Origin of the sequence: Microcoleus sp. S36a_B3, from assembly GCF_036700745.1 — a bacterium.
Classification (GTDB): Bacteria; Cyanobacteriota; Cyanobacteriia; order Cyanobacteriales; family Microcoleaceae; genus Microcoleus.
In genome coordinates this window covers 310,400-330,604 of the sequence record NZ_JAUBPN010000004.1, presented here as the reverse complement: position 1 = coordinate 330,604, position 20,205 = coordinate 310,400, and the positions used below count along the sequence as shown (strand labels likewise).

The 20,205-nt window shown below is 46.0% G+C and carries 20 protein-coding genes; 12 read left to right on the top strand and 8 right to left on the bottom strand.

Annotation, left to right across the window (positions count from 1 at the left end; translation table 11 throughout):
• Positions 1–735, bottom strand: a complete 735-nt coding sequence (locus tag QUA01_RS07325) for a COP23 domain-containing protein (RefSeq protein WP_333088343.1) — start codon at positions 733–735, stop codon at positions 1–3.
• 52 nt (positions 736–787) lie between these two features.
• Here QUA01_RS07325 and QUA01_RS07320 point away from each other — a divergent pair, with 52 nt between their 5' ends.
• The 4 genes from QUA01_RS07320 to QUA01_RS07305 all read left to right on the top strand — a co-directional run bounded on the left by QUA01_RS07320 (position 788) and on the right by QUA01_RS07305 (position 4,010).
• The gene (locus QUA01_RS07320; protein ID WP_333088341.1) at positions 788–961 is read left to right on the top strand and encodes a hypothetical protein; all 174 of its coding nucleotides are present in this window, start codon (positions 788–790) and stop codon (positions 959–961) included.
• Between the two features lie 315 nt (positions 962–1,276).
• A complete protein-coding gene (locus tag QUA01_RS07315) occupies positions 1,277–3,586 on the top strand; it encodes a tetratricopeptide repeat protein (RefSeq protein WP_333088340.1) in 2,310 nt (769 codons plus the stop codon).
• A gap of 19 nt (positions 3,587–3,605) precedes the next feature.
• Positions 3,606–3,788, top strand: a complete 183-nt coding sequence (locus tag QUA01_RS07310) for a DUF6888 family protein (RefSeq protein ID WP_333088339.1) — start codon at positions 3,606–3,608, stop codon at positions 3,786–3,788.
• A 12-nt stretch (positions 3,789–3,800) separates the two neighbouring features.
• Entirely contained in the window at positions 3,801–4,010 is a 210-nt protein-coding gene (locus tag QUA01_RS07305) for a DUF6887 family protein (RefSeq protein ID WP_333088337.1), read from the top strand.
• A gap of 116 nt (positions 4,011–4,126) precedes the next feature.
• Here the strand turns inward: QUA01_RS07305 and bchM are convergent, their stop codons facing one another.
• From bchM to QUA01_RS07290, 3 genes are all read right to left on the bottom strand, one after another.
• On the bottom strand, positions 4,127–4,813 hold the full coding sequence (bchM, locus tag QUA01_RS07300) for a magnesium protoporphyrin IX methyltransferase (protein ID WP_333088336.1): 687 nt from the start codon (positions 4,811–4,813) through the stop codon (positions 4,127–4,129).
• A 336-nt stretch (positions 4,814–5,149) separates the two neighbouring features.
• Positions 5,150–6,379, bottom strand: coding sequence for an N-acetylglucosamine-6-phosphate deacetylase (gene nagA / locus QUA01_RS07295; protein WP_333088334.1), 1,230 nt, complete (start codon positions 6,377–6,379; stop codon positions 5,150–5,152).
• Between the two features lie 44 nt (positions 6,380–6,423).
• Positions 6,424–6,639 carry a hypothetical protein gene (locus QUA01_RS07290; RefSeq protein WP_333088333.1) on the bottom strand — a complete coding sequence of 72 codons (216 nt, stop codon included), beginning with the start codon at positions 6,637–6,639 and terminating at the stop codon, positions 6,424–6,426.
• An 85-nt stretch (positions 6,640–6,724) separates the two neighbouring features.
• Between QUA01_RS07290 and purE the strand changes: the two genes are divergently transcribed.
• From purE to QUA01_RS07275, 3 genes are all read left to right on the top strand, one after another.
• Positions 6,725–7,252 (top strand): 5-(carboxyamino)imidazole ribonucleotide mutase, encoded by a 528-nt coding sequence (purE, locus tag QUA01_RS07285; RefSeq protein ID WP_333088332.1) that lies wholly within the window; start codon positions 6,725–6,727, stop codon positions 7,250–7,252.
• A gap of 76 nt (positions 7,253–7,328) precedes the next feature.
• Positions 7,329–8,927 (top strand): ammonium transporter, encoded by a 1,599-nt coding sequence (locus QUA01_RS07280; protein WP_442921527.1) that lies wholly within the window; start codon positions 7,329–7,331, stop codon positions 8,925–8,927.
• A gap of 1,020 nt (positions 8,928–9,947) precedes the next feature.
• The gene (locus QUA01_RS07275) at positions 9,948–10,862 is read left to right on the top strand and encodes an SGNH/GDSL hydrolase family protein (RefSeq protein ID WP_333088329.1); all 915 of its coding nucleotides are present in this window, start codon (positions 9,948–9,950) and stop codon (positions 10,860–10,862) included.
• A 339-nt stretch (positions 10,863–11,201) separates the two neighbouring features.
• Here QUA01_RS07275 and QUA01_RS07270 read toward each other — a convergent pair whose 3' ends face one another.
• The gene (locus QUA01_RS07270; protein ID WP_333088326.1) at positions 11,202–11,345 is read right to left on the bottom strand and encodes a hypothetical protein; all 144 of its coding nucleotides are present in this window, start codon (positions 11,343–11,345) and stop codon (positions 11,202–11,204) included.
• A gap of 314 nt (positions 11,346–11,659) precedes the next feature.
• Between QUA01_RS07270 and QUA01_RS07265 the strand changes: the two genes are divergently transcribed.
• Positions 11,660–13,108: an ammonium transporter gene (locus QUA01_RS07265; protein WP_333088323.1), complete on the top strand. Its 1,449-nt coding sequence runs from the start codon at positions 11,660–11,662 to the stop codon at positions 13,106–13,108.
• Between the two features lie 110 nt (positions 13,109–13,218).
• Here QUA01_RS07265 and QUA01_RS07260 read toward each other — a convergent pair whose 3' ends face one another.
• Positions 13,219–13,686, bottom strand: coding sequence for a GxxExxY protein (locus QUA01_RS07260; protein WP_333088321.1), 468 nt, complete (start codon positions 13,684–13,686; stop codon positions 13,219–13,221).
• A 100-nt stretch (positions 13,687–13,786) separates the two neighbouring features.
• Between QUA01_RS07260 and QUA01_RS07255 the strand changes: the two genes are divergently transcribed.
• The 4 genes from QUA01_RS07255 to QUA01_RS07240 all read left to right on the top strand — a co-directional run bounded on the left by QUA01_RS07255 (position 13,787) and on the right by QUA01_RS07240 (position 16,977).
• The gene (locus tag QUA01_RS07255; RefSeq protein WP_333088318.1) at positions 13,787–14,992 is read left to right on the top strand and encodes a 4-hydroxy-3-methylbut-2-enyl diphosphate reductase; all 1,206 of its coding nucleotides are present in this window, start codon (positions 13,787–13,789) and stop codon (positions 14,990–14,992) included.
• Between the two features lie 575 nt (positions 14,993–15,567).
• Positions 15,568–15,924, top strand: coding sequence for an ATP-binding protein (locus QUA01_RS07250; protein ID WP_333088315.1), 357 nt, complete (start codon positions 15,568–15,570; stop codon positions 15,922–15,924).
• Positions 15,908–16,180, top strand: coding sequence for a response regulator (locus QUA01_RS07245; RefSeq protein WP_333088312.1), 273 nt, complete (start codon positions 15,908–15,910; stop codon positions 16,178–16,180). Before QUA01_RS07250 ends, QUA01_RS07245 begins: the two co-directional genes overlap by 17 nt.
• Before the next feature lie 299 nt (positions 16,181–16,479).
• On the top strand, positions 16,480–16,977 hold the full coding sequence (locus QUA01_RS07240; protein WP_194009488.1) for a hypothetical protein: 498 nt from the start codon (positions 16,480–16,482) through the stop codon (positions 16,975–16,977).
• Between the two features lie 64 nt (positions 16,978–17,041).
• Here the strand turns inward: QUA01_RS07240 and QUA01_RS07235 are convergent, their stop codons facing one another.
• Positions 17,042–17,407 (bottom strand): response regulator transcription factor, encoded by a 366-nt coding sequence (locus QUA01_RS07235; protein WP_039886668.1) that lies wholly within the window; start codon positions 17,405–17,407, stop codon positions 17,042–17,044.
• A 327-nt stretch (positions 17,408–17,734) separates the two neighbouring features.
• Positions 17,735–20,077, bottom strand: a complete 2,343-nt coding sequence (locus QUA01_RS07230; RefSeq protein WP_333088310.1) for a GumC family protein — start codon at positions 20,075–20,077, stop codon at positions 17,735–17,737.
• Between the last annotated feature and the right edge of the window lie 128 nt (positions 20,078–20,205).

Genomic DNA, 20,205 nt, shown 5'->3' with positions numbered 1-20,205 from the left:
TTAAAGCTCCCGCATTCCACCACCAGTGGGCTGTTGAGGTGCAGGCTGATTGTTAGCCGGTGCCGACTGATTGTTACCAGGCGCAGGAGGCGCTACAGAGTTGCCTCCTTCCTCCCCTAACCGTGGGCGCGCGTCAATGTAAGGCATCGCATCGCTTTCAGACAGCGCAGGCGCACCCGCTTGCCCCTCGCGCAACCCCATGAATTGATACAATGTACGAACTGCGTCTTGACCTGGTTTGAGTGTATAAATCAAGCCGTCGCAGCGTGAGTTGACTTGACTAGCGGTGCAAATCACTCGCTGTCCGTTCATGTAGCCAACTGTCACAAACTTTAGCTGTTTGTTCTGGCGGAAAGTTTCCAAGCGCCCGCTAACTTCGCGACAGCGCGTCATGGGATCGTAGCCAGAGTCGCGGAAGTAGTCGGAAACCCAGTTAATCCAAACCTCCCGTACCCCTTGGCGGTTTTGGTACACCGTGGCGGGCGAACCGGAGGAGGCATCGCACATAAACCCTGACGTTGATTGGCTTTGGCTGGGTTTAGGGCTCACAGCTAAGCTGCCGATCGCGATCGCCCCCGCTAAGACAATCAGAAATTGCCGTTTAATCGAACTCACCATCAAATTTACCGCTGAAGACATATCTGTTTCCACCTTCTGATTTAACTTAACTTTACTGTTGAACCCACCTGCTCGATCGATCCGATCGCCTGCTGCATCCTCTGATACAAACCTCATAGCTTTTTACCCCCTAAATTTCAGCATCTATATAGATTTCGGAAATAGCCCTATGTTTTTACGCATAGTCCCAGCTTTTGTAACAATCATTTACACGATCGCTCCCAGTGTCGCCGACGATGACGCACAGCATCGCACAACAATTAGCAGCGTTGCATCCGCACAATCTCCATCCGTCAGAAACTCCATACTTCTTACCCCCAAAATGGTGTTTGCAAAGATTTAATTATTGAATAACTTTTTAACCCGTAACTCAGTGTAAAATCAATAAACATTCAAAACTCACAATTGTGCAGTCACAGGCCGCAGTCATTCGATTTTAGATTTTAGATTTTAGATTTTAGATTTTAGATTGGATGATTGGATGATTGAAGAATTGACCCCACGGATCGAGACGGGGGCTTAAGGATTTGAGATTTGGGATGCTTTCGATTGATTGCACGGATCGAGACGGGGGCTTGTACCACCTTTGAAATTCTCGGTCGCCAACTTCTGACATGGCGCTGCCACGCGCGCTCGCACTTCCACAGGCAAACTACCCATGAATCAAGCAGAATTTATCACCATTTACAACAATTTAGGCAACAAATGCAAGCAAGTTTTGCAGCAAAAACTAGCTGGAAAACCCAACAAACAAATCGCCAAAATTCTCGCAATTAAATCAGAAGCAACTGTACGCCAACACTTGACTGCAGCATATCAAGCCTTTGGTTTGGGAGACGACAAGCGCTCAAGCTGGTCAGATTTGCAGTCATTGTTTTTTCAAATTATGCCAGAATTAATCCCGGCGCAACCTGTAGAAACACAACCATTAAATTCTCGCTGGGTTGAGAGAACTTCAGATATTACTAAACTCCAAAAATGGACATCAGAAAATTTCAAAATCTTGATAATAGTAGGAGAAGGCGGCATCGGAAAAACCACCTTAGCACAGCAATACTTAGCAAGTTGCCAATTTGAAAAAATCTTAGATATGAAAATTGCCCTAACTCCCGAAAACTTGCGGAGTGCCGATTCATTTGTACAAACTTGGCTGCAACAAGATTTTCAAGAAGATGCACCCAGAGATTTTAGCCTCAGTTTAAACTTGCTAGAAAAAAAACTGCGTCAAATCAAAGTCGCAATTTTCATAGACAACTTAGAACCTGCCTTACGCAACGGTATGTTTTTACCTGAATACCGCAATTATGTAGAATTGCTGCGGGTCCTGTGCGATCCGAGAATCAAAGGAGTCACCCTAATTACCAGTAGAGAAAAATTAAAAGAACCAGATATTAGAGGCGTTCAAACTCACAGTTTAACAGGCTTGAGTCCAGAAGCATGGCAACAATATTTTGAATATCCCAAAACTTCGGAAGATTTACAAGCTCTGCAAGAAATGCACGCAGTTTACAAAGGCAATGCTCTGGCAATGGAGGTGCTGTACAATGATATTCACAATAATTATGACGGAGATATTGCCGAAGCTTGGCAACAAAACCGCCAGGAATTACAGCAGCTAGATCCATTTTCGTTTCTTATCAACAATCAGCTAAATCGCCTCAACGATCACTCTCAGCAAGCTTACCGCTTGCTATGCCGTTTGGGAGCTTGTCGGTATCAAGAAATTGAATGGTTGCCAGATAGTTGTATCAAGGCTTTGCTGTGGGATGTAACGCCAGCAGAACAATTGAAAGTAACGCGGCGGTTGTGTGACTGTTCTTTGCTACAATTGCATCGGGGCAAATACCGAATGCACCCAGCAATTCGGGCGCAGGGTTTGAATCAGTTACAGAATAGCAGCGAATGGGAACAAACTCAAAGGGCGATCGCTCAACATTGGTTTTCTAGTGTAGAACACATTCAATCCCCTCAGTTAGGTTTGCAAGTTTTAGAAGCTTATTATCATTTCCGAGAAATTGAAGATTATGATTCAGCGTGGGATGTATTGTGCCGCCCTGCCATACCTATTTTACCAGAAGAATTATTTCTATATTTTTTATCCTGGGGATACATTAACCAAACTTTAGAATTAGCAGACAAATTGGTAAATCGAGTTTCACCTAACCGGGAAGCAAGTCTGTATCGCTGCATCGGCGACTGTCACGCCTATCTGCTAGCAGATGGTTTTGAAGTAGCTCTAGAATATCACCGCCAAGCTCAATTTGCCGCTAAGCGTGAAGGCGATCAATGGACAGAATTTAACTCATACAGTGATATGGGTTTGTGCTATATTGCTGCTGGTGAATACGATTTAGGATTAGCTATTTATCAGGCAAAACTTAATCTAGCTTTATCTCCAGTATCTCCTGCCATTCAATCTCGGCTAAATAGTTGTTACTGCGAAGTTGCTCTTTTGCATTCATATTTAGGACAAGCGAGTGAGGCGAAGGCAGCATTGAAAGAAGCTACAAGACACTTGCAACAACCTTTAGAAAGCGTTCCGCCTTGGCAAGCTTGTTGGGATTTGAATATGGCTGGTTTGGCTCAAAAACATATTGGCGAGTACGAACAAGCTAAGCAAACTTTAGAACAAGTTGTGGCGATCGCACAAAATTGTAACTTTACATCAGACATCGCCCGTGCCTGGTACATTTTAGGTGATGTTTTTCGGGAAAGTAATGATTTTTCAGCTTCTTTAAAATATCAAAACCAAGCTATTGAATTTTATACTAAAATTGGTGCTAAGTATGAATTGGGCATTAGCAATTATTACATCGGGCTGACTTACCGGGATTTGGGAGAATTAGAAATAGCTCAGAATCACTGGCAGCAAGCTATTAAAATATTTAATCAAATGAAAACGCCTAAACTGGTGACAAAAGTTGAAGCTTGTCTCAATGGCAATTTGAGCCAAGAAAGTGTAAAATGAAAAGTTGTGAGTTTCAGAAGTGCAAGCTATTCCTACAACAGCGCAAGTATGGCAAACCTTCGTTCTTTGTTGTTCGGCGACAACAATGTATCGGAGTGTTAACTTAGTCCGCTTAGATGAACGCACGGGCAACGTTTACTTCTTAGCGGGAGAAGAAATCGAAATTGAAATTAAACCCAACGGAGAAGCAATATTTGTATGAAACCTAACTTCAATGAAAGAAATGAGCCGAAAAGAGTTACGCGCTTATGTACTCGCTCATCGAGATGATGATGAGGCATTCTATGCCTTAGCTGACAAAATTTCTGCTGACACAGCGAATAAAGTGCCACTTTCACTCCTGAAATCTTTAGAAGATATGGAAAATTATCCAGAGTTTCTGGAAAAACTCCGCCGCGATACGGGTCACCAAGAATCAGCTTAGATGTAGTTGGGGCGGGTTCACCTAAATCTTTGACACGGATCAAAAAATTGTATAAACCCGCCCCAACAGCCAACAAACGATCTAAATTGACCTCGGAATTTGCTGATATTTTTAACCTATTTGCGCACGGCTTCTAGCAAGCGAGAATAGTAAAAGCTAGTGCTGTTCATGGCTGTTCTGTTAATAACAAAACCGTTGCTTTCTAGGATTTTGATAATATCTGCTTCGCGGTGCTGGTAAGCTCGGGTAGTTTTGCTTGGCCCTGGGAAAAGTTCGCCAAATTTTTTGAGGGCGGTAAGTGCTAAGGTTTTGGGAGCAAAACTGAGAATAAGTCGCGATTGGGCGATCGAGCTTAGGTGAGCGATCATTTCCGCGGCTTTATTTTGAGGATAGTGGATCAGCACGTCCAGACAAATAACCGTGTGAAATTGGCCGGTTAAGGCTTCTAAATCTTGGGTTGCAAAGGATATGTTGTAGAGCTTGCCGGGAACTGCTGTCGATCGATCGTAGGCTTCTGCTACCATCTTTTCAGAGAGATCGCTAGCGCAAACAATTGCACCAGCCTCAGCTAGGGGAATGCTCAGAGAGCCCACACCGCAGCCGGCATCGCAGACAGCCAGCCCCCGCAAATTGCCGTCAGCTTGCAGCCATTCGATGACTGTATCTACGGTTTTTTGGTGCCCGGTGCGGATGTCTAGCTGCACTTTGTTGACTTTGCCGTCGCCGTAAATTCGCTGCCAGCGATCGAATCCCGTCGAGTTAAAATACTGTCTAACTATAGTCTTGTCGTCTACCAAATTCATCGATCTGCCTGCTGCTGAGTTATTGCCAACGGTTTGATATTATAGCAGAAGTCATTAGTAATTAGTCATCAGTCATCAGTCATTAGTCCTTAGTCCTTAGTCCTTAGTAATTAGTCATCAGTCATTAGCCATCAGGAAGAAGAAAGAGGTTCGAGGCAAGAGGTTCGAGGCAATAAGCAATCAAACGCAAGCATTTCAGCTATTTAGAACCTCCTAATTGTCTGGCGCGATTGGTATTGTATAGCACTCAGGCTCGGACAACGCGCCAGCAAGTTAGAGCAATTAACTTTGAGATGGGATACTTTCAATTGTGGATAAAAATCTAAAATCTAAAATCTAAAATAGTCTGTGCCAAGTTAATTCTTTTGTCGCTGCATTCAAATTCCAGCGCAAAAGTTGAGCAGCAGGTTGGCCGATAATTCCCGAAAGTCCGATCGCCTTTCTGGGAGATTCAGTTGCTAGGGCGATCGCACTTTCGGGTTCGCAAATCCCCCACTTCACCAAATTCTGCACTCCCGCCAACAGTGGCAGAGTTGTACCTGCCAAAGTAGCAGATTCCAGGGGCGTGTGGTAATCCAATCTTACCCAAGCCGTACCTTTTCTCACTTCAATTTGTCGGGAATCCCAAGGATAAACACCTTCAGGCAAACCCAAAGGAGCTAAAGCATCGCTGACCAAAAAAATGCCTTTTTCGTACCCGCCTGCGCGAAGCAAAAAATCGATCATTGTGGGAGAAACGTGCTTTCCGTCAGCAATTAAACCGCATTTTGCGCCCGGATAAACGATCGCAGCGCCCAACAAACCCGGTTCTCGGTGGTGCAAACTCGGCATCGCATTAAAAGCGTGAGTTACCATTGAAGCACCGCTGGCAAATGCTTGCTGCGCTTGCTCTGCCGTTGCTTGGGAGTGTCCGAGACTGACGGTAATTCCCAAACTTTGCAAGTAGGGAATGACTTCGCCCGTGCTGTCTAATTCAGGTGCTAAAGTAATTATTTTGACAACTTCGGCACAATCTCCTAAAACTTGTTTGACATTTTCTATAGTTAGCGGTAGTAAAAACTCAACTGGGTGAGCTCCTCGCTTCTGCGGGTTGAGAAAAGGGCCTTCGAGGTGAACCCCGATAATTTCCGCTGTTTTTGTATTATTTGTTGCTGGAGCAGAGTTTTTTGCACTGCGGATATAATCAGCTACCGTCGAGAGCGATCGCCTAAACTTTTTCAGCGAAGTTGTTACCAAAGTTGGCAAAAAAGCATCTATTCCCTGATTCCATAAAAATTGAGAAATTTTAGGTAAAATTTCAATATCTTTGCTTTCTAAATCGGGAAAAGCAAAACCGAGAGCTCCGTTAATTTGCAAGTCAACACCGCCCAAGGAAATCCAATCGCCTGCTGCATCAACCACTTGCAAATCTGGAGGACAAATCCGTTTAAATACTGCATCCATCGGGCAAACTTCTTGAATGATGCCCCCTTCGTCAACAGCAAGCATTTGCAACTCCTTGTTACCGGGGATGCGAGCATTCAGAATATTGATGGGGGAGGCAGTTGGGGTTGTGACTTCAGTCATCCGATTTTAGATTTTAGATTGTATATTTTAGATTTTAGTAGATTTTAGATTTTAGATATTTCGGCTTCGTACTGCAAGTGTGAGTTTTCAAATTTTAGATGCTTGCATTCGATTTGAGATTTTAGATTGCATATTTTAGATCCTTCGGCTTCGTTGTACAAGTTTGAGATTTGTTCGCCTCGTTCTGGGGGCAGGTGATGAGGATGCGAAGCTTTTTGCTTGCTGCATTCTTGGCTTGTGACTAAATTACTCTCCTGCATCAGTTTGGCTACAAAATATCTAAATTTTAGTTAACGCCATAATTTTAAATTACCATTAATCTGAAATCTCATATCTGAAAATTGCATGAATGAACCGATAGTTGGAATTATTATGGGCAGCGATTCGGATTTGCCTACCATGTCTGATGCGATCGCCATTTGCGAAGAATTCAACATACCTTGCTCTGTGGCGATCGTCTCGGCCCACCGCACTCCCCTACGCATGGTAGAATACGCCCAAACCGCTCACCAACGGGGCTTGAAAGTCATTATCGCAGGTGCTGGGGGAGCGGCACATCTGCCGGGAATGGTAGCATCTTTAACTCCTTTGCCAGTGATTGGCGTGCCGGTACCGAGCCGCCACCTGCAAGGGGTAGATTCGCTGTACTCGATCGTGCAAATGCCAGCCGGGATACCGGTGGCAACAGTAGCGATCGGCAATGCTAAAAATGCCGGCTTGCTGGCAGTTCAAATATTAGCAGTTTCTCAGCCAGAATTGCTAGATCGAGTCCTCGCATACCGCAAAAATTTGTCCGAATCTGTAATGAATAAACAAAATCAGCTAGAAAATGTAGGTTATCAGAACTATCTCAATCTGAACAATAATCTATAAACTTCTGTAGTAGAATTGGAAAGTTTTCGGGTTCTTACCGATCGGAACAGTTATAAAAAGGGCGAAAATGATCAAAATGACTGTCGGGAAAAAAAAATCGAAACAATTCAGGCGGGAGTCTTTAGATTTACCAGCGAAATCTTTTACAAAAGTTAACAGGTTCCAGAAATTACAAAGGGCGATCGCCCGCCTGAGCCCGAGTTGGCAAGCCTGCATACCCTTAGCTGCGATCGTATTCTCGCTTTGGGGATATGCCGCAGTAGCCCAAACGCCTGCCGCCCCAACCACCGAGGCACAATTGGCCAGCCTCAAAGTGGGCATGGATACCATGTGGGTGATGGTGACTGGAATGCTAGTGTTCTTTATGAACGCGGGTTTCGGTATGTTGGAAACCGGTTTTTGCCGTCAAAAAAATGCGGTTAACGTGCTGTCCAAAAACTTGATTGTTTTTGCACTGTCAACGATCGCGTTTTGGGCGATCGGCTTTGCGTTAATGTTCAGCAACGGCAACGGTTTTATCGGCAGCAGCGGCGGATTTTTCCTGTGGAATGTAGCTGACAACAGCCCCGCCACAGGAGATGCTTATCAAGGCATCTTCACCGCATTAAACTGGACGGGAGTACCCCTCAACGCTAAATTCTTTTTCCAATTAGTTTTTGCCGGAACTGCTGCCACGATCGTTTCTGGGGCCGTTGCAGAGCGCATTAAATTCCTGGAATTCTTAATTTTCTGCTTGCTGTTAGTAGGCATTGCTTACCCGATTACCGGACACTGGATTTGGGGTGGCGGCTGGCTGGCAACAGCAGGATTTTGGGATTTTGCCGGTTCGACGGTGGTTCACTCGGTAGGCGGTTGGGCTGCTTTGATGGGAGCGGCATTTCTCGGGCCGCGGATGGGCAGGTATCGCGAGGGCGATACTGTAGCAATGCCGGGACACAACATGAGTATAGCGACTCTAGGCTGTTTGATTCTGTGGTTGGGTTGGTTCGGGTTCAATCCCGGTTCGACAATGGCACTCGATCCAAACGCGATCGCCCACATTGCCATCACCACCAACACCGCCGGTGCCTTCGGGGGAGTTGCTGCAACGATTACAGCTTGGCTCTACCTTGGCAAACCCGACCTTTCGATGATTATCAACGGCATCCTCGCCGGCTTAGTAGGAGTAACAGCCAGTTGCGCTTGGGTCAACGTCCCAAACTCTGCCATTATTGGCACGATCGCCGGCATCCTGGTAGTTTTCGCAGTAACTTTCTTCGACAACTTGAAAGTAGACGATCCTGTAGGGGCAACTTCAGTTCACTTAGTCTGCGGCATCTGGGGGACTCTGGCAGTGGGCTTGTTTGCTGACGGACCGACAACAGGTCTTTATACCGCAGGCCCGGCAGCCGGATTGCTCGTGGGCGGAGGTTTCGGTCAACTCTGGGCGCAGTTGGTGGGCGTTATCTCTGTAGGCGGGATGACCGTGTTGCTGAGCACGATTTTTTGGGTGGCATTAAAAGCTTTGCTGGGTATCCGCGTTTCTCCTGCTGAGGAGGCTGAAGGTTTGGATATCGGCGAACACGGGATGGAAGCTTACAGCGGTTTTGTGAAGGAAACTAGCTTGGAAAACAGAAGTGAGACCAGCTACGGCGGTTATGCTGGAGGCTCCGGCGGGAGGACTACTAAACTTTAGAGCACCCCTTGAGAGGGTGCGATCGATCGACTTTCTTCAGCTTTCTGGCCCTAGATTGGCAATTTTTAAGTTAATCTAGGGCTTGATTCACCGAAAAACCCTAATCTGAAATAGCCACCGCCTGCGGATGCAAGCCCGGATTCCTCTAGATCCTTTTAATCCGAGTCGATCGTTCTGGCGTTGCTTGGCCAACCCTTGCAATTACGTTTACAAACCAAGTTGGTGCTTAAGAGCCCGTTTAACAAAAAATGCTACGGTATAACAGCTCTCAACCCTTATGGAGTAAATTATATGGAGTAAATTATTCTACAATCTAAAATCTAAAATCTAAAATTGTCGAATTTGTGTGCCAGAAAGTTGGGCAGCCAGATTTTTCATCAGAAAACTGGGTTTAAAACCCCGTCCCTTCAGCAAGCTCATGGCAAGCCTTTGAGGACGGCTTTTAATACTGGAAAACTTTTTCAGGCTTGACAGTATTTTCCCTAAGTCTAGTAAACTAGAGTTTAGATACAGGTAGAATAACCGCTAGCACCAATGGGCGAGAATCCAAAACGACTGGCTAGAAAACAATAATATCTCGTGGGTAGCGAACACCACAAAAACATAGCTAGGGTAGCCACCGCGCACCCATATAAGAAAAGTCAAAAACTTAGTAGTTAGATGTACAAGGGCATACGGAAACTTGGGAAGTGATTCCTTAACGCTTGGGGAGACAAGCCCTCTGGGGCTATTCAAATTAGACTCACAACTTCGTTCAATCGGACAGGTTTTTGGTTGAAATATTGCCGAAAGGATGGATAGTTTAAAGGTGTGTCAGTGAACCAAGAATCCCCGCGCGTTCACGCGCCCGGAGTGTCAAGATAAAGTAGTATGAAAAAGCAAAGTTCTGCATCGCCCTCGCCCCCTCCCACATTACAGTGCTTGATTCTTACCAGAACTGAGGCGAAAATCGAGCGGTAAAATTTGATGCAGCAATTAGTGCTAATGATTCAGTGTGGTGTCTGCAAATAGCTTGAGTTTATGGAGAAGTTTGGAGGAGTTAGCAAAAGTAGAACTCATAAATCCCTCTTAGGGATGGAGGTTAGGCGATCGAAAAAAATGCCGGTTTGGGCTTTCTTATCTCTGGTGACAAACGCGCTACTAATAGCCGCGATCGCTCAAATGCTCGCCAGGGGACACAACATTACAGAAAGCTCTACGGAGAGTGCTGCAGTTGCAGGAGGCACTGAGGAACTAATTAGCTCTGTGACGGCGACAAACTCTGCAAAGACATTGCTAGACGTACCCGTTCCCGGACAGCGACACAAATGGACTTACCAGGAGTGGGTGATGCAGTTGGGCCGGGAAGCTGAGGCGGTGGCGGCGAATCGACCCCCAAAACTCAGTGTTTTGGCTGGGGATTCTTTGAGTATGTGGTTTCCAGCAAAGATGTTGCCGCCCGATCGCATTTGGCTCAATCAAGGGATTTCGGGGGAGACTTCCGTGGGTTTGCTCAAGCGCTTGCAGTTGTTAGATCGCACGGCACCCGATACGGTGTTTGTCATGATCGGGATTAACGATTTGCTGCGGGGCGCCACCGACGAAGGGATTTTGGACAATCAGCGGCAGATTATTCGCGATTTGCGGTGGGCTCACCCGAAAGCACAAGTGGTGGTGCAGTCGATTTTGCCGCACAGCGGGGAACAAGCAACTTGGGAAAATCGCGATCGGCTGCTGGCGATTCCTAACAGTCGGATTCGCTCCATCAATCGGCGGCTCAAAGAAATTGCTAGTTCTGAAAATGTTTTGTATCTCGATTTGCAGCCACTGTTTGCGGATGCTGACGGCAATTTACCAATCGAACTAAGTACAGACGGCTTGCACCTTAACGATCGGGGTTATCTGGTTTGGCGATCGGGCCTGCAAATGTTTGCTCAGATGCAGTTAAAAAATTAGTCAATAGTCAATAGTCAGTAGTCAATAGTCATTTTAGCCTGAGCGAAGCCGAAGGCTAGTCATTAGTGCTGCCCCTCCGAGCTAACGTTATTAGTTAGGGCTTGCTGAAAAAGTCCACAAATCGAATCTAGGTGCCAAACAGCTTGAAAAATGGGAGATTCGGAGATGGGTTCCCAAATTTACTCCACAATTTTCCACCGAAATCCAAGGATTTTGAGCCGACAAACGTCATAACGAGAGCACTTTTTTGTGTTTAAAATCTTGCAACCATTGGTAGTCATAACTTCTAGTTCTATTCAGCAAGCCCTAGTCATCACTCGTAGTCGTCACTCGTAGTCGTCACTCGTAGTCAGCAGTGAGAAAGATGAGGATCAATTCATATTCTCCCGAAGTCTTCCCCTCTTTACCCGATCGCGATTTGTTCTGAGCTTCGCCGAAGGAAGGCTTTATAGCTTTCTTCCCCTGTCGCGTTTTCGCTTCCACGGGTTATGTCAAATACCGGGAAATATATTTAAGAAATCCAATTTTTGAAATATCTAGTATACCTTGATACAGAATAATAGTTTCTACAAATGGTGCAATCCAAAAGGCATAGGCTATTAGATTGATAGTTGACCAATTTAGATCGATCCAGTTGTGTGAAGTCGGGCGGTTGAGGACTAGGGAATTATCTATTGAAGATTGGTTCCGCTCAAACAGGGACTTAAAACCAAATAACTATTGCATCTAAAATCCTCGCATCTAAAATCGGCTCCGTCTTCCCTAAAAAATGCTGAGTATTAGAAGGTAAAAATAACGTGTTCAAAAGAAGTTTCACGATCGGCATCCTCGCACTGTGGCTGTTAAGCGGGCCGCTGATGGACAATGCCTTAGCTCAAGATGCTCCTGCTGCGGTTCCTGCGGCGGCTGCGGTGGTGGCGAATCCGATCGACACCGGCGATACGGCATGGATGTTAGTGTCATCAGCACTGGTGTTGTTAATGACACCAGGACTAGCATTTTTCTACGGAGGACTGGTGCGATCGCGCAACGTCCTCAATACCATGATGATGAGCTTAGTCATGATGGGACTGATCGGAGTCACATGGACGCTGTGGGGCTACAGTTTGGCCTTTGACGTTTCCACTCCAGCCTCCCAAGGCTTTGCTAAAGGGATCGAAAGCTTCATTGGCGGCCTGGACTGGATGTTCTTAAACAACGTCGTCGCAGACAAACCAGATCCGATCGGCTACGCACCTACAATACCCCACCAAGTATTCATGGTTTACCAGATGATGTTCGCCATCATCACTCCCGCCTTGATTTCCGGGGCGATCGTCGAACGGGTAACATTCAAAACCTACTTCTGGTTCGTGCTGCTGTGGTCAACCTTCATCTACTCACCTTTAGCCCACTGGGTTTGGGGTAGAGGGTGGCTGGGAGCGATCGGAGCTCTAGACTTTGCCGGCGGTACAGTCGTCCACATCAGTTCCGGCGTATCAGCCGTAGTCGCAGCTTGGGTAATCGGGCCCCGCAAAGACCACTTGAACAAGCCCCACACCCCCCACAACGTACCCTACGTCTTGCTAGGAATTGGACTGCTGTGGTTCGGCTGGTTTGGCTTCAACGGCGGTAGCGCTTTGGCATCCGGTTCCTTAGCCACAGTAGCTTTTGTCACCACAATGATTGCTACCGCAGGCGGCGGCTTAACTTGGACAATCATCGAATGGGTGTTCAGAGGCAAACCTACAGCAGTCGGAATTGCTAGCGGTTTCCTAGCGGGATTGGTAGGAATCACACCCGCGGCTGGATTCGTGCTGCCAGTGGGGGCGCTTTTGATCGGATCGATCACTTCGGTTTGTTGCTTCTTTGCCGTTAGCTGGCGAGCTAAGCTGGGATTTGACGACACTTTAGATACCTACCCGATTCACGGCCTCGGCGGGACTGTAGGAGCGTTGCTGACTGGCGTATTTGCGACTAAAGCGGTTAACGCTGCCGGAAATGACGGGCTGTTTGCTGGAAATCCGGGGCAAGTCGTGACCCAGTTTATAGGTGTTCTCGCTACTTACGTGTTTGCGGCTGTCGGCACTTTTGTGATTTTGAAAATTTTGGGGCAGTTTATGGAACTGCGAGTATCCTCATCTGCTGAAGACAAGGGTTTGGATATTGACCTGCACGGTGAAGAAGCTTACGGTGAGGATTTTGCCGGCGGTTTCAGTTCCTTTGAATCTGGTTCTCCTTTTGCGCCGAAGAAGGTGGGAGGCTGATTTTTTAGGGTAAGTGCGATCGTGTAGAGATGCAGTTATCTGCGTTTCTACGCTTTTTTTTTACGAACCGCGAAGGCGCAAAGAGCGCGAAGGAAGAGGAGGAAGAAGGGTTAAGATGAGAGAATTATTCGTTTGATGCCTTCTTTGAGGATGGGAACGTTGAAGTTGATGAGAAGACCTAGGGTTTTTTTTGTCATTTTGAGATAGGAGATAACTTGGGCGTCGTTGATGGGGGCTAGCTTTTCGACAGCTTTTAGTTCGACAATTAGGATGTCGCCAACCAGAAAGTCTAGTTGACCTTCCCCGACTCGATGACCTTTGTAGTTGATTGCTACTGGCTTTTTAGGCTCACAAGGTATCCCCCGTATCCCAAATTCAACTTCTAAGGATTCCTGATACACTGATTCTAAAAATCCTGGGCCCAACAGCCGATGCACTTCAATGGCGGCCCCAATCGCTCTATAAGCCAATTGTTCCACCTGTTCGCCCAATTCTCTCATTCTTCTTTCTTCTTCCTTCGTGTCCTTCGCGTCTTCGCGGTTCCTTCCCTCTTCCCTCTCACTCTGTCGATCGCACAAATAGCATATCTCATCCCTCCCTACTGAAGCAAATAATCCCGATCGCGCCCAGGCCTTCTAAAATCAAAGGTAATTCACCTAGATTTGAACTCAATACCGCATGGATACTAAAGCTTTTAAACGATCGCTCCAACAGTCTGAAAACTACCACCGCAAGGGTTTCGGACACGAAGCTGAGGTAGCTGACGTGATGCAGACTGCTTATCAAAGCAGTCTGATCCAGCAAATTCGCGACAACAATTACAGGCTTGAGCGCGGTCGCGTCACCATCCGGCTGGCTGAGGCTTTTGGCTTTTGCTGGGGCGTGGAACGCGCTGTGGCTATTGCTTATGAGGCTCGCCAGCATTTCCCCACCCAACGGATTTGGATTACTAATGAGATTATTCACAATCCTTCTGTCAATCAGCATTTGCGCGATATGGAGGTTGGTTTTATTGCTGTTGAAAAGGGACAGAAAGATTTTTCGGTTGTCAGTAGCGGCGATGTGGTAATTTTACCGGCTTTTGGGGCTAGTGTTCAAGAAATGCAGTTGCTTAATGATAAAGGCTGCAAGATTGTTGATACTACTTGTCCTTGGGTTTCTAAGGTTTGGAATACTGTTGAGAAGCACAAGAAGAAAGATTATACTTCGATTATTCACGGTCAGTACAAGCACGAAGAAACTGTTGCTACCAGTTCTTTTGCTAATAAGTATTTGATTGTTTTGAACTGGGCAGAAGCTGAATATGTCAGCAATTATATCTTGCACGGGGGCGATCGTGCTGAGTTTTTGGCTAAGTTTAGCAAGGCTTATTCTGCTGGTTTTGACCCGGATTTAGATTTGGAGAGGGTAGGGGTTGCCAATCAAACTACTATGCTCAAAACTGAAACTGAGAATATTGGTAAGTTGTTTGAAAAGACGATGCTGCGAAAGTTTGGGCCGTCTAATCTTAATGAACATTTTCTGAGTTTTAATACTATCTGCGATGCAACTCAGGAACGGCAGGATGCTATGTTGAGTTTGGTCGAGGAAAAGTTGGATTTGATGCTGGTGATTGGCGGTTTTAATTCTTCTAATACTACTCACTTGCAGGAAATTGCGATCGACAAAACTCTTCCTTCTTATCACATTGATTCTGCCGAGCGCATTTTACCTGGAAATCGCATCGAACACAAGCCTTTAGGGGGAGATTTGATTGTCACCCAAAATTGGCTGCCTGATGGTAATATTGTGGTGGGCGTTACTTCTGGCGCTTCGACTCCAGATAAAGTAGTTGAGGATGCGATCGATCGCATTTTGACAATGAAAGCCGCTGTTATTGCCTAATTATCTGGTTCGGACACTGCACTCAAAATCATCATTTTCTCCGTGCAGTGCGATCGTCTACTTCCCAGACTATAATTTCGATACCAGCGGATTTGATGCCATACCATTTATCAAAAGTCGTGCAGCAGTAATCCTAGGGTGCGCCGTCATTAAAAATCCTTAAAAAAATCGACTTTTAGGGTAGCGACGCACCCTAGGATTACCCCTAAAAATTATCCGCGTAAATCTCCGTTTATTTGCGGTTCGCTTCCTACCAATTTCTTCCCTTTTAAACAATATTTTTTGAATAAAAGATTTAAAAATAGCCTTTTTTTTGAGTAAAAAGCTTGACAGACTTGAATTTATAAAGTATATTTTAAATAATGGAAGTGGTGGCAATTTTAAAATTAGACTTTCCACTTCTATTATTTAAAATATACCACAAAATTTAACTTAAATCAATAGATAAAAACTCCTTTTTTTGCGCGACGATTTTAGATTTACTTGCAGCGCCGTGAATCAAGCGAGTTGATTCGGAAGTTGAGCTGGCTGTTACCGATAGGGGAATTGGGATTGCTGCGAATTTTATGCCCTAGGTGTTTGAGTGTTTCCGGCAAGCCGATGCTACGATTACTCCCAATTATAGTGGTTTGGGGCTGGGGATATCAATTGTGCGACAGTTGGTGGAACTGCACGGCGATAGGGTTTGGGCCCAGAGTCCGGGACTGGATATCGGCTCGACTTTTGCTTTCCGCCTTCCTTGGATTCAGATAAATTCGATCGCCTGTGAGGAAGCACAGGTGTTTGCGGGCGCTGGTAATTTACGGGGAGTTAAGGTTTTGGTGGTTGATGACGAGGTTGATTCGCGGGAATTTATGAGGTTTGTCTTGGCAGATTCCGGGGGCTGTCAGGGCTGCATCCTCAGCAGCAGAGGCGTTGGAGACTGCTGCTGAGTTTGTGCCGGATGTTGTGGTGAGCGATATTGGAATGTCGGAGGAAGACGGCTATTGGCTGCTGAAAAAGCTGCGCTGTTTGGCTGGGGGAAAAGGAGGGAAATTACGGGCGATCGCCCTGACGGCTTATGCTAGGGAGGAAGACCGCGCGATGGCTTTGAAAGCTGGTTTCGATCGGCATCTGGCTAAACCGGTGCAACTCGATGTCTTGGTGGAGACGATTGTCAGTTTGAAGCTGCAAGCGATCGCCAATTAAAACAACCCAATTAATTATTAGTAATTATGTTGGTAGTGAGATGACCGTCCGCATTCGGAAGGACTAAAGTTCTCACTACGAACCTGTCATAAAGTTGGTTTGTAGTGAGGACGACCGTCCGCATTTGGAAAAAACTAAAGTCCTCACTACGAACCTGTCATAAAGTTGGTTTGTAGTGAGGATGACCGTCCGCATTTGGAAAGGACTAAAGCCCTCACTACGAACCTGTCATAAAATGGCGATCGACTGATTAATTTGTGTTAATATTCTAAAATATCCAAAAACCACGCGGTAATTAAGTGGACAAACTTCAGACAGACATAGAGGCAATTTGCTCTCAAATCGAAGCTTTGCGCCGGGAACGCCAGCAGCTCAGCATTGGCGCTGCTGTCCCCGCAGGTGATTCGCCTCAAGCCATCGCCGATGCTTACCGCCGTCACGCGAGGGAAACAGCAGAAGTCTCGGCAGAAGTCAAAGGGATAGATGACGCGATCGCAGCTTTGTCTGCTCAACTGAATCAAAAACAGCAGCAGTCCGTAAATTTGCAAAGAATCAGTCCGATGGAGCAGCAAGTTGAAGAGGGAAGAGAACTCGCTCGCGGACACGCAGAACGGATTAACCAACTGGCGGGGGAACTGGCTGCTGAAGTGAAAGAACTTAAAGCCATCGCCGACCAAATTAGTCCCAGTTACTGGCAGGTTTATTACAAACCTTTTATTACGGGTTTTAAAAGTATTTCTGTTCCCTACGTGCGATCGGACGGGGATGTTTGGACTATTGTCAATCGAGTAGTTTAGAGAGGCTGCGGGATCAGAAATCGGCAGCACTCAAAACATTTTTTTCTGTCCCTATTCCTCAATTTCAACCACGCAGCAGTTGCTTGATAGTTCCCACCAATTCTTGAGGGTGAAATGGTTTGGCAATGTAAGCGTCTGCTCCTTGTTTCATTCCCCAGTAGCGATCGAACTCTTCGCTTTTGCTCGAACACATTACCACAGGCAAATTCTGAGTTTTGGGGTCGCTTTTGAGCCGGCGACAGACTTCGTAGCCGTTCATCCGGGGCATCACGATATCCAGAACAACTAAATCCGGGCGGTTGGCTTTGATTTGCTCTAGAGCTTCTACGCCATCACTAGCTACTGTGACGTTGAGTCCCCTACCTTTGAGCAAGTCGGCGATCATCTCCCGCAGAGTGACGCTATCATCAACAACCATAACTGTACTCATAGAAAAATCCCTACCAAGTTTCTGGGTTGAAACGTTCACATTAACGTTTGCATTAACGTTCGCCTTCAAAGGTGTCTGTTGCCGATCGAGATTGCGCTCTGCTAGATGTAGTTTACCCACGTTTGCTGATTTCCCAATCATTTTCTCAAGAATCATCGCGAAATCTCAAATATCCGCGCAATCTCGGTTGACACGCGAGGCTATGTCCGTTAGTCTATCATTTTCTTTCTCAAATAGTACCTTTGTGAAAAAATCAAGGTGCTGCTTGGTTGTGCGTTTCCCACCGAGGGACGGCGGCGCGCCGCCGCCACCAGGATCAAAATTTGTCTAATTTTGATTTTGTGTACCTAAAGTCGAGAGCTTTTGATCGTAGAGCGTCTCTATACCCACCGGGCGTTGTCGGTTGCTGTGATTTGAGTCTTTGCAGCCGTTAGCCACCACTCCCAAGACAGAAGCTCCAGAAAATTTTAATTCTTCTAAAACTTTGCTAACTTGCGATCGGTCTGTTTTGGCCATTTGCACGACCATAATCGTAGCGTCGGTGTGAGCCGCGATCAAGTGGGCGTCTGCTAAGCCTGATAGTGGCGGGCTGTCATAAATCACTAAGTCAAAAAATGCTTGAAATTGCTCCATCAGATACTGCATTTTTTTGGAAGAAAGCAGCTTGATCGGATCGGAGGGAATTTGACCTGCTGTGAGGACGAACAAATTTTCTTGGTTGGGCGCTCGCACAATCGCGTCGTTGAGGCTGATATCTGTGGAGATGGCATCGCCGAGGCCGCGCAGGTTGGGCAGTCCTAGCCTAGCGTGCATTTGCGGGCAGCGCAAATCTGCATCTACTAACAATACTCGCTGTCCGACGGCTGCTGCTATAGCGGCTAGGTGCAAAGCTACTGTAGATTTGCCGTCTCCGGCTGCTGCTGAGGCGACTAAGAGCGATCGAAATGTCCTACCTGCACTGAGCAAGTGAATGTTCGTGTAGAGCGATCGAAATGCTTCTAAAAATTGATAGTCGAATTCGCTAAAAATGCTTTTGGCTCCCAGCATCGCAGCAGTCGGTGTGACTTCGACAGGTTGAACAACTTCGACTTTTGACTTCGAGTGCGATCGAGCCGATGTGAGTTTCCTAGGTCTGGCAGTTTGTCGCCGCTTAACTTTTTTGGTAAACGGAATCACCCCTAGCACTGGCAATCTTGTGGCTGTTCTCAGCGATTCTGGAGTGTGGAAAACATTATTTAGCACCTCTACTAGCAACCCTACTGCTATGCCCAGCAGACTGCTTAAAATTACCGCCAGCGCTAACTGTTTTTTGGTTTGTTTGACGGTAGCCGTGACAAACTTGCCAAATTTGTCTAGCGGAATTTCTGGAGGATTGATCAGTACCCAAGGTATTTGCTGCTGAGCTGCATCAATCCGCAAAGCTTCTCGTTTTGCCAAAAAGTCTGAAAAACTCTTAGTAACTACTTGCAGTTCCTGCTGTAAATTGTCGTATTGCCGCGTTGTCACTGAAAAATTTCTAATTTTTTGGTTAAGAGCATTTTGCAAAGCAGTCATTTCGCGATCGCGCGCTTCAAATGCTTTGATTTGGGTCTCTAAATTTCCCATCACCACTTGTCTTGCTTGTTGATTCGCGGTTAAAATCAGTTGTTCCCGACTTTTGCGTAGTGCTAAAACTGGCAAACTGTCTTCTCTGTACTGAGCTAATTTGTATGACAAATCTGAGTCAACCTTCTGAATTTGACCTAACAGTCCAGCGTAAGCTTGTCCTTGGGTCACCAGCAACCCCTGGGGATTATTTTCTTTAAGTAATTGTTCGTAGCTTTGGTAAAGGTTACGCAGCCCTTTTAGTTCTACTCGGAGTCCTACTTGTTGGCCCCTAATGCTTTGAACTTGTTCTGACAGAGATCTTCCCTCTAGTTGGGGGTCAAACAAGTTACTTTGCTGCCTCAGTCTTTGGACTTGCAGTTGCAGAACTTCCACTCTTTCTCGGAGCTTTGGCATCTCCATATCTATAAATTTAATGCCTTGATTGATACCCGTCAGACGCTGCTGCAAGCTATATTCTAGATAAGCTTTAGAAATTTTATCCAAGACGGCATAAATTTTCTTTGGCTCTGAATCTTTATAGCGAATTCTTAAAATCTTTGTACCTTGCTGTTTGCCATCTTTCGTGTAGCTTACACGGTCTATCGACATTTTTAATGTCAATTCGGTGTAGGTCATTTTGGGATACCAAGTTCGCAACTCCTTCACCACTGGCTCCATCATTTTGGGACTGCGTAAAATCCTAATTTGGGTTTCGTAGTCTAATAAGCTAATTCCTTCTATATTAATTCTTGCTAAGTCTGCACCGAGAGTATTGTTTAATTGTTTGGATTGTAAACCTTCAACTGTGGCTGGTTCTACTAAGAGGGAAAAAGAACCTTCATAGTCTATCTTTGTGATTTTAGAAGTGACAACGATTGCTATTCCTGCGATGGTACTCAAAGCAATGGTGGCTGCCGCCATCACCAGGAAGCGGCGGCGCAGGACTCCTCCAAGCCAGGACAAGTCTAGCTTTTCTTCCTCTGTTTCCTGAACGAAGGTATCTCTGTAGTTTTGATCCGAAAAGTCAGGCAGTTTGCCATTAGATTTGGGCGTGAAGGGTTGATAATCTTGTCTGTTATCCATATTCAGCCTGGGTATTTTTGAGGTTGATATTTTTGAGGTTGATATTTTTGAAGCTGCCAGGTCGCGGCTGGGTAATCTTATTGTTTAGTTTATTCTAGCCTTTGCCAGGAATTATCCCCCTCACCCGC

What these genes read in the sequence shown, in the direction of transcription:
- QUA01_RS07315 (WP_333088340.1), top strand. Translation starts at nt 1,277, where the DNA reads ATGAATCAAGCAGAATTTATCACCATTTACAACAATTTAGGCAACAAA.
- nagA (WP_333088334.1), bottom strand. Translation starts at nt 6,379, where the DNA reads ATGACTGAAGTCACAACCCCAACTGCCTCCCCCATCAATATTCTGAAT.
- QUA01_RS07255 (WP_333088318.1), top strand. Translation starts at nt 13,787, where the DNA reads ATGGATACTAAAGCTTTTAAACGATCGCTCCAACAGTCTGAAAACTAC.
- QUA01_RS07275 (WP_333088329.1), top strand. Translation starts at nt 9,948, where the DNA reads ATGGAGAAGTTTGGAGGAGTTAGCAAAAGTAGAACTCATAAATCCCTC.
- bchM (WP_333088336.1), bottom strand. Translation starts at nt 4,813, where the DNA reads ATGAATTTGGTAGACGACAAGACTATAGTTAGACAGTATTTTAACTCG.
- QUA01_RS07235 (WP_039886668.1), bottom strand. Translation starts at nt 17,407, where the DNA reads ATGAGTACAGTTATGGTTGTTGATGATAGCGTCACTCTGCGGGAGATG.
- QUA01_RS07325 (WP_333088343.1), bottom strand. Translation starts at nt 735, where the DNA reads ATGAGGTTTGTATCAGAGGATGCAGCAGGCGATCGGATCGATCGAGCA.
- QUA01_RS07230 (WP_333088310.1), bottom strand. Translation starts at nt 20,077, where the DNA reads ATGGATAACAGACAAGATTATCAACCCTTCACGCCCAAATCTAATGGC.
- QUA01_RS07305 (WP_333088337.1), top strand. Translation starts at nt 3,801, where the DNA reads ATGAAAGAAATGAGCCGAAAAGAGTTACGCGCTTATGTACTCGCTCAT.
- purE (WP_333088332.1), top strand. Translation starts at nt 6,725, where the DNA reads ATGAATGAACCGATAGTTGGAATTATTATGGGCAGCGATTCGGATTTG.
- QUA01_RS07290 (WP_333088333.1), bottom strand. Translation starts at nt 6,639, where the DNA reads ATGCAGGAGAGTAATTTAGTCACAAGCCAAGAATGCAGCAAGCAAAAA.
- QUA01_RS07280 (WP_442921527.1), top strand. Translation starts at nt 7,329, where the DNA reads ATGACTGTCGGGAAAAAAAAATCGAAACAATTCAGGCGGGAGTCTTTA.
- QUA01_RS07320 (WP_333088341.1), top strand. Translation starts at nt 788, where the DNA reads ATGTTTTTACGCATAGTCCCAGCTTTTGTAACAATCATTTACACGATC.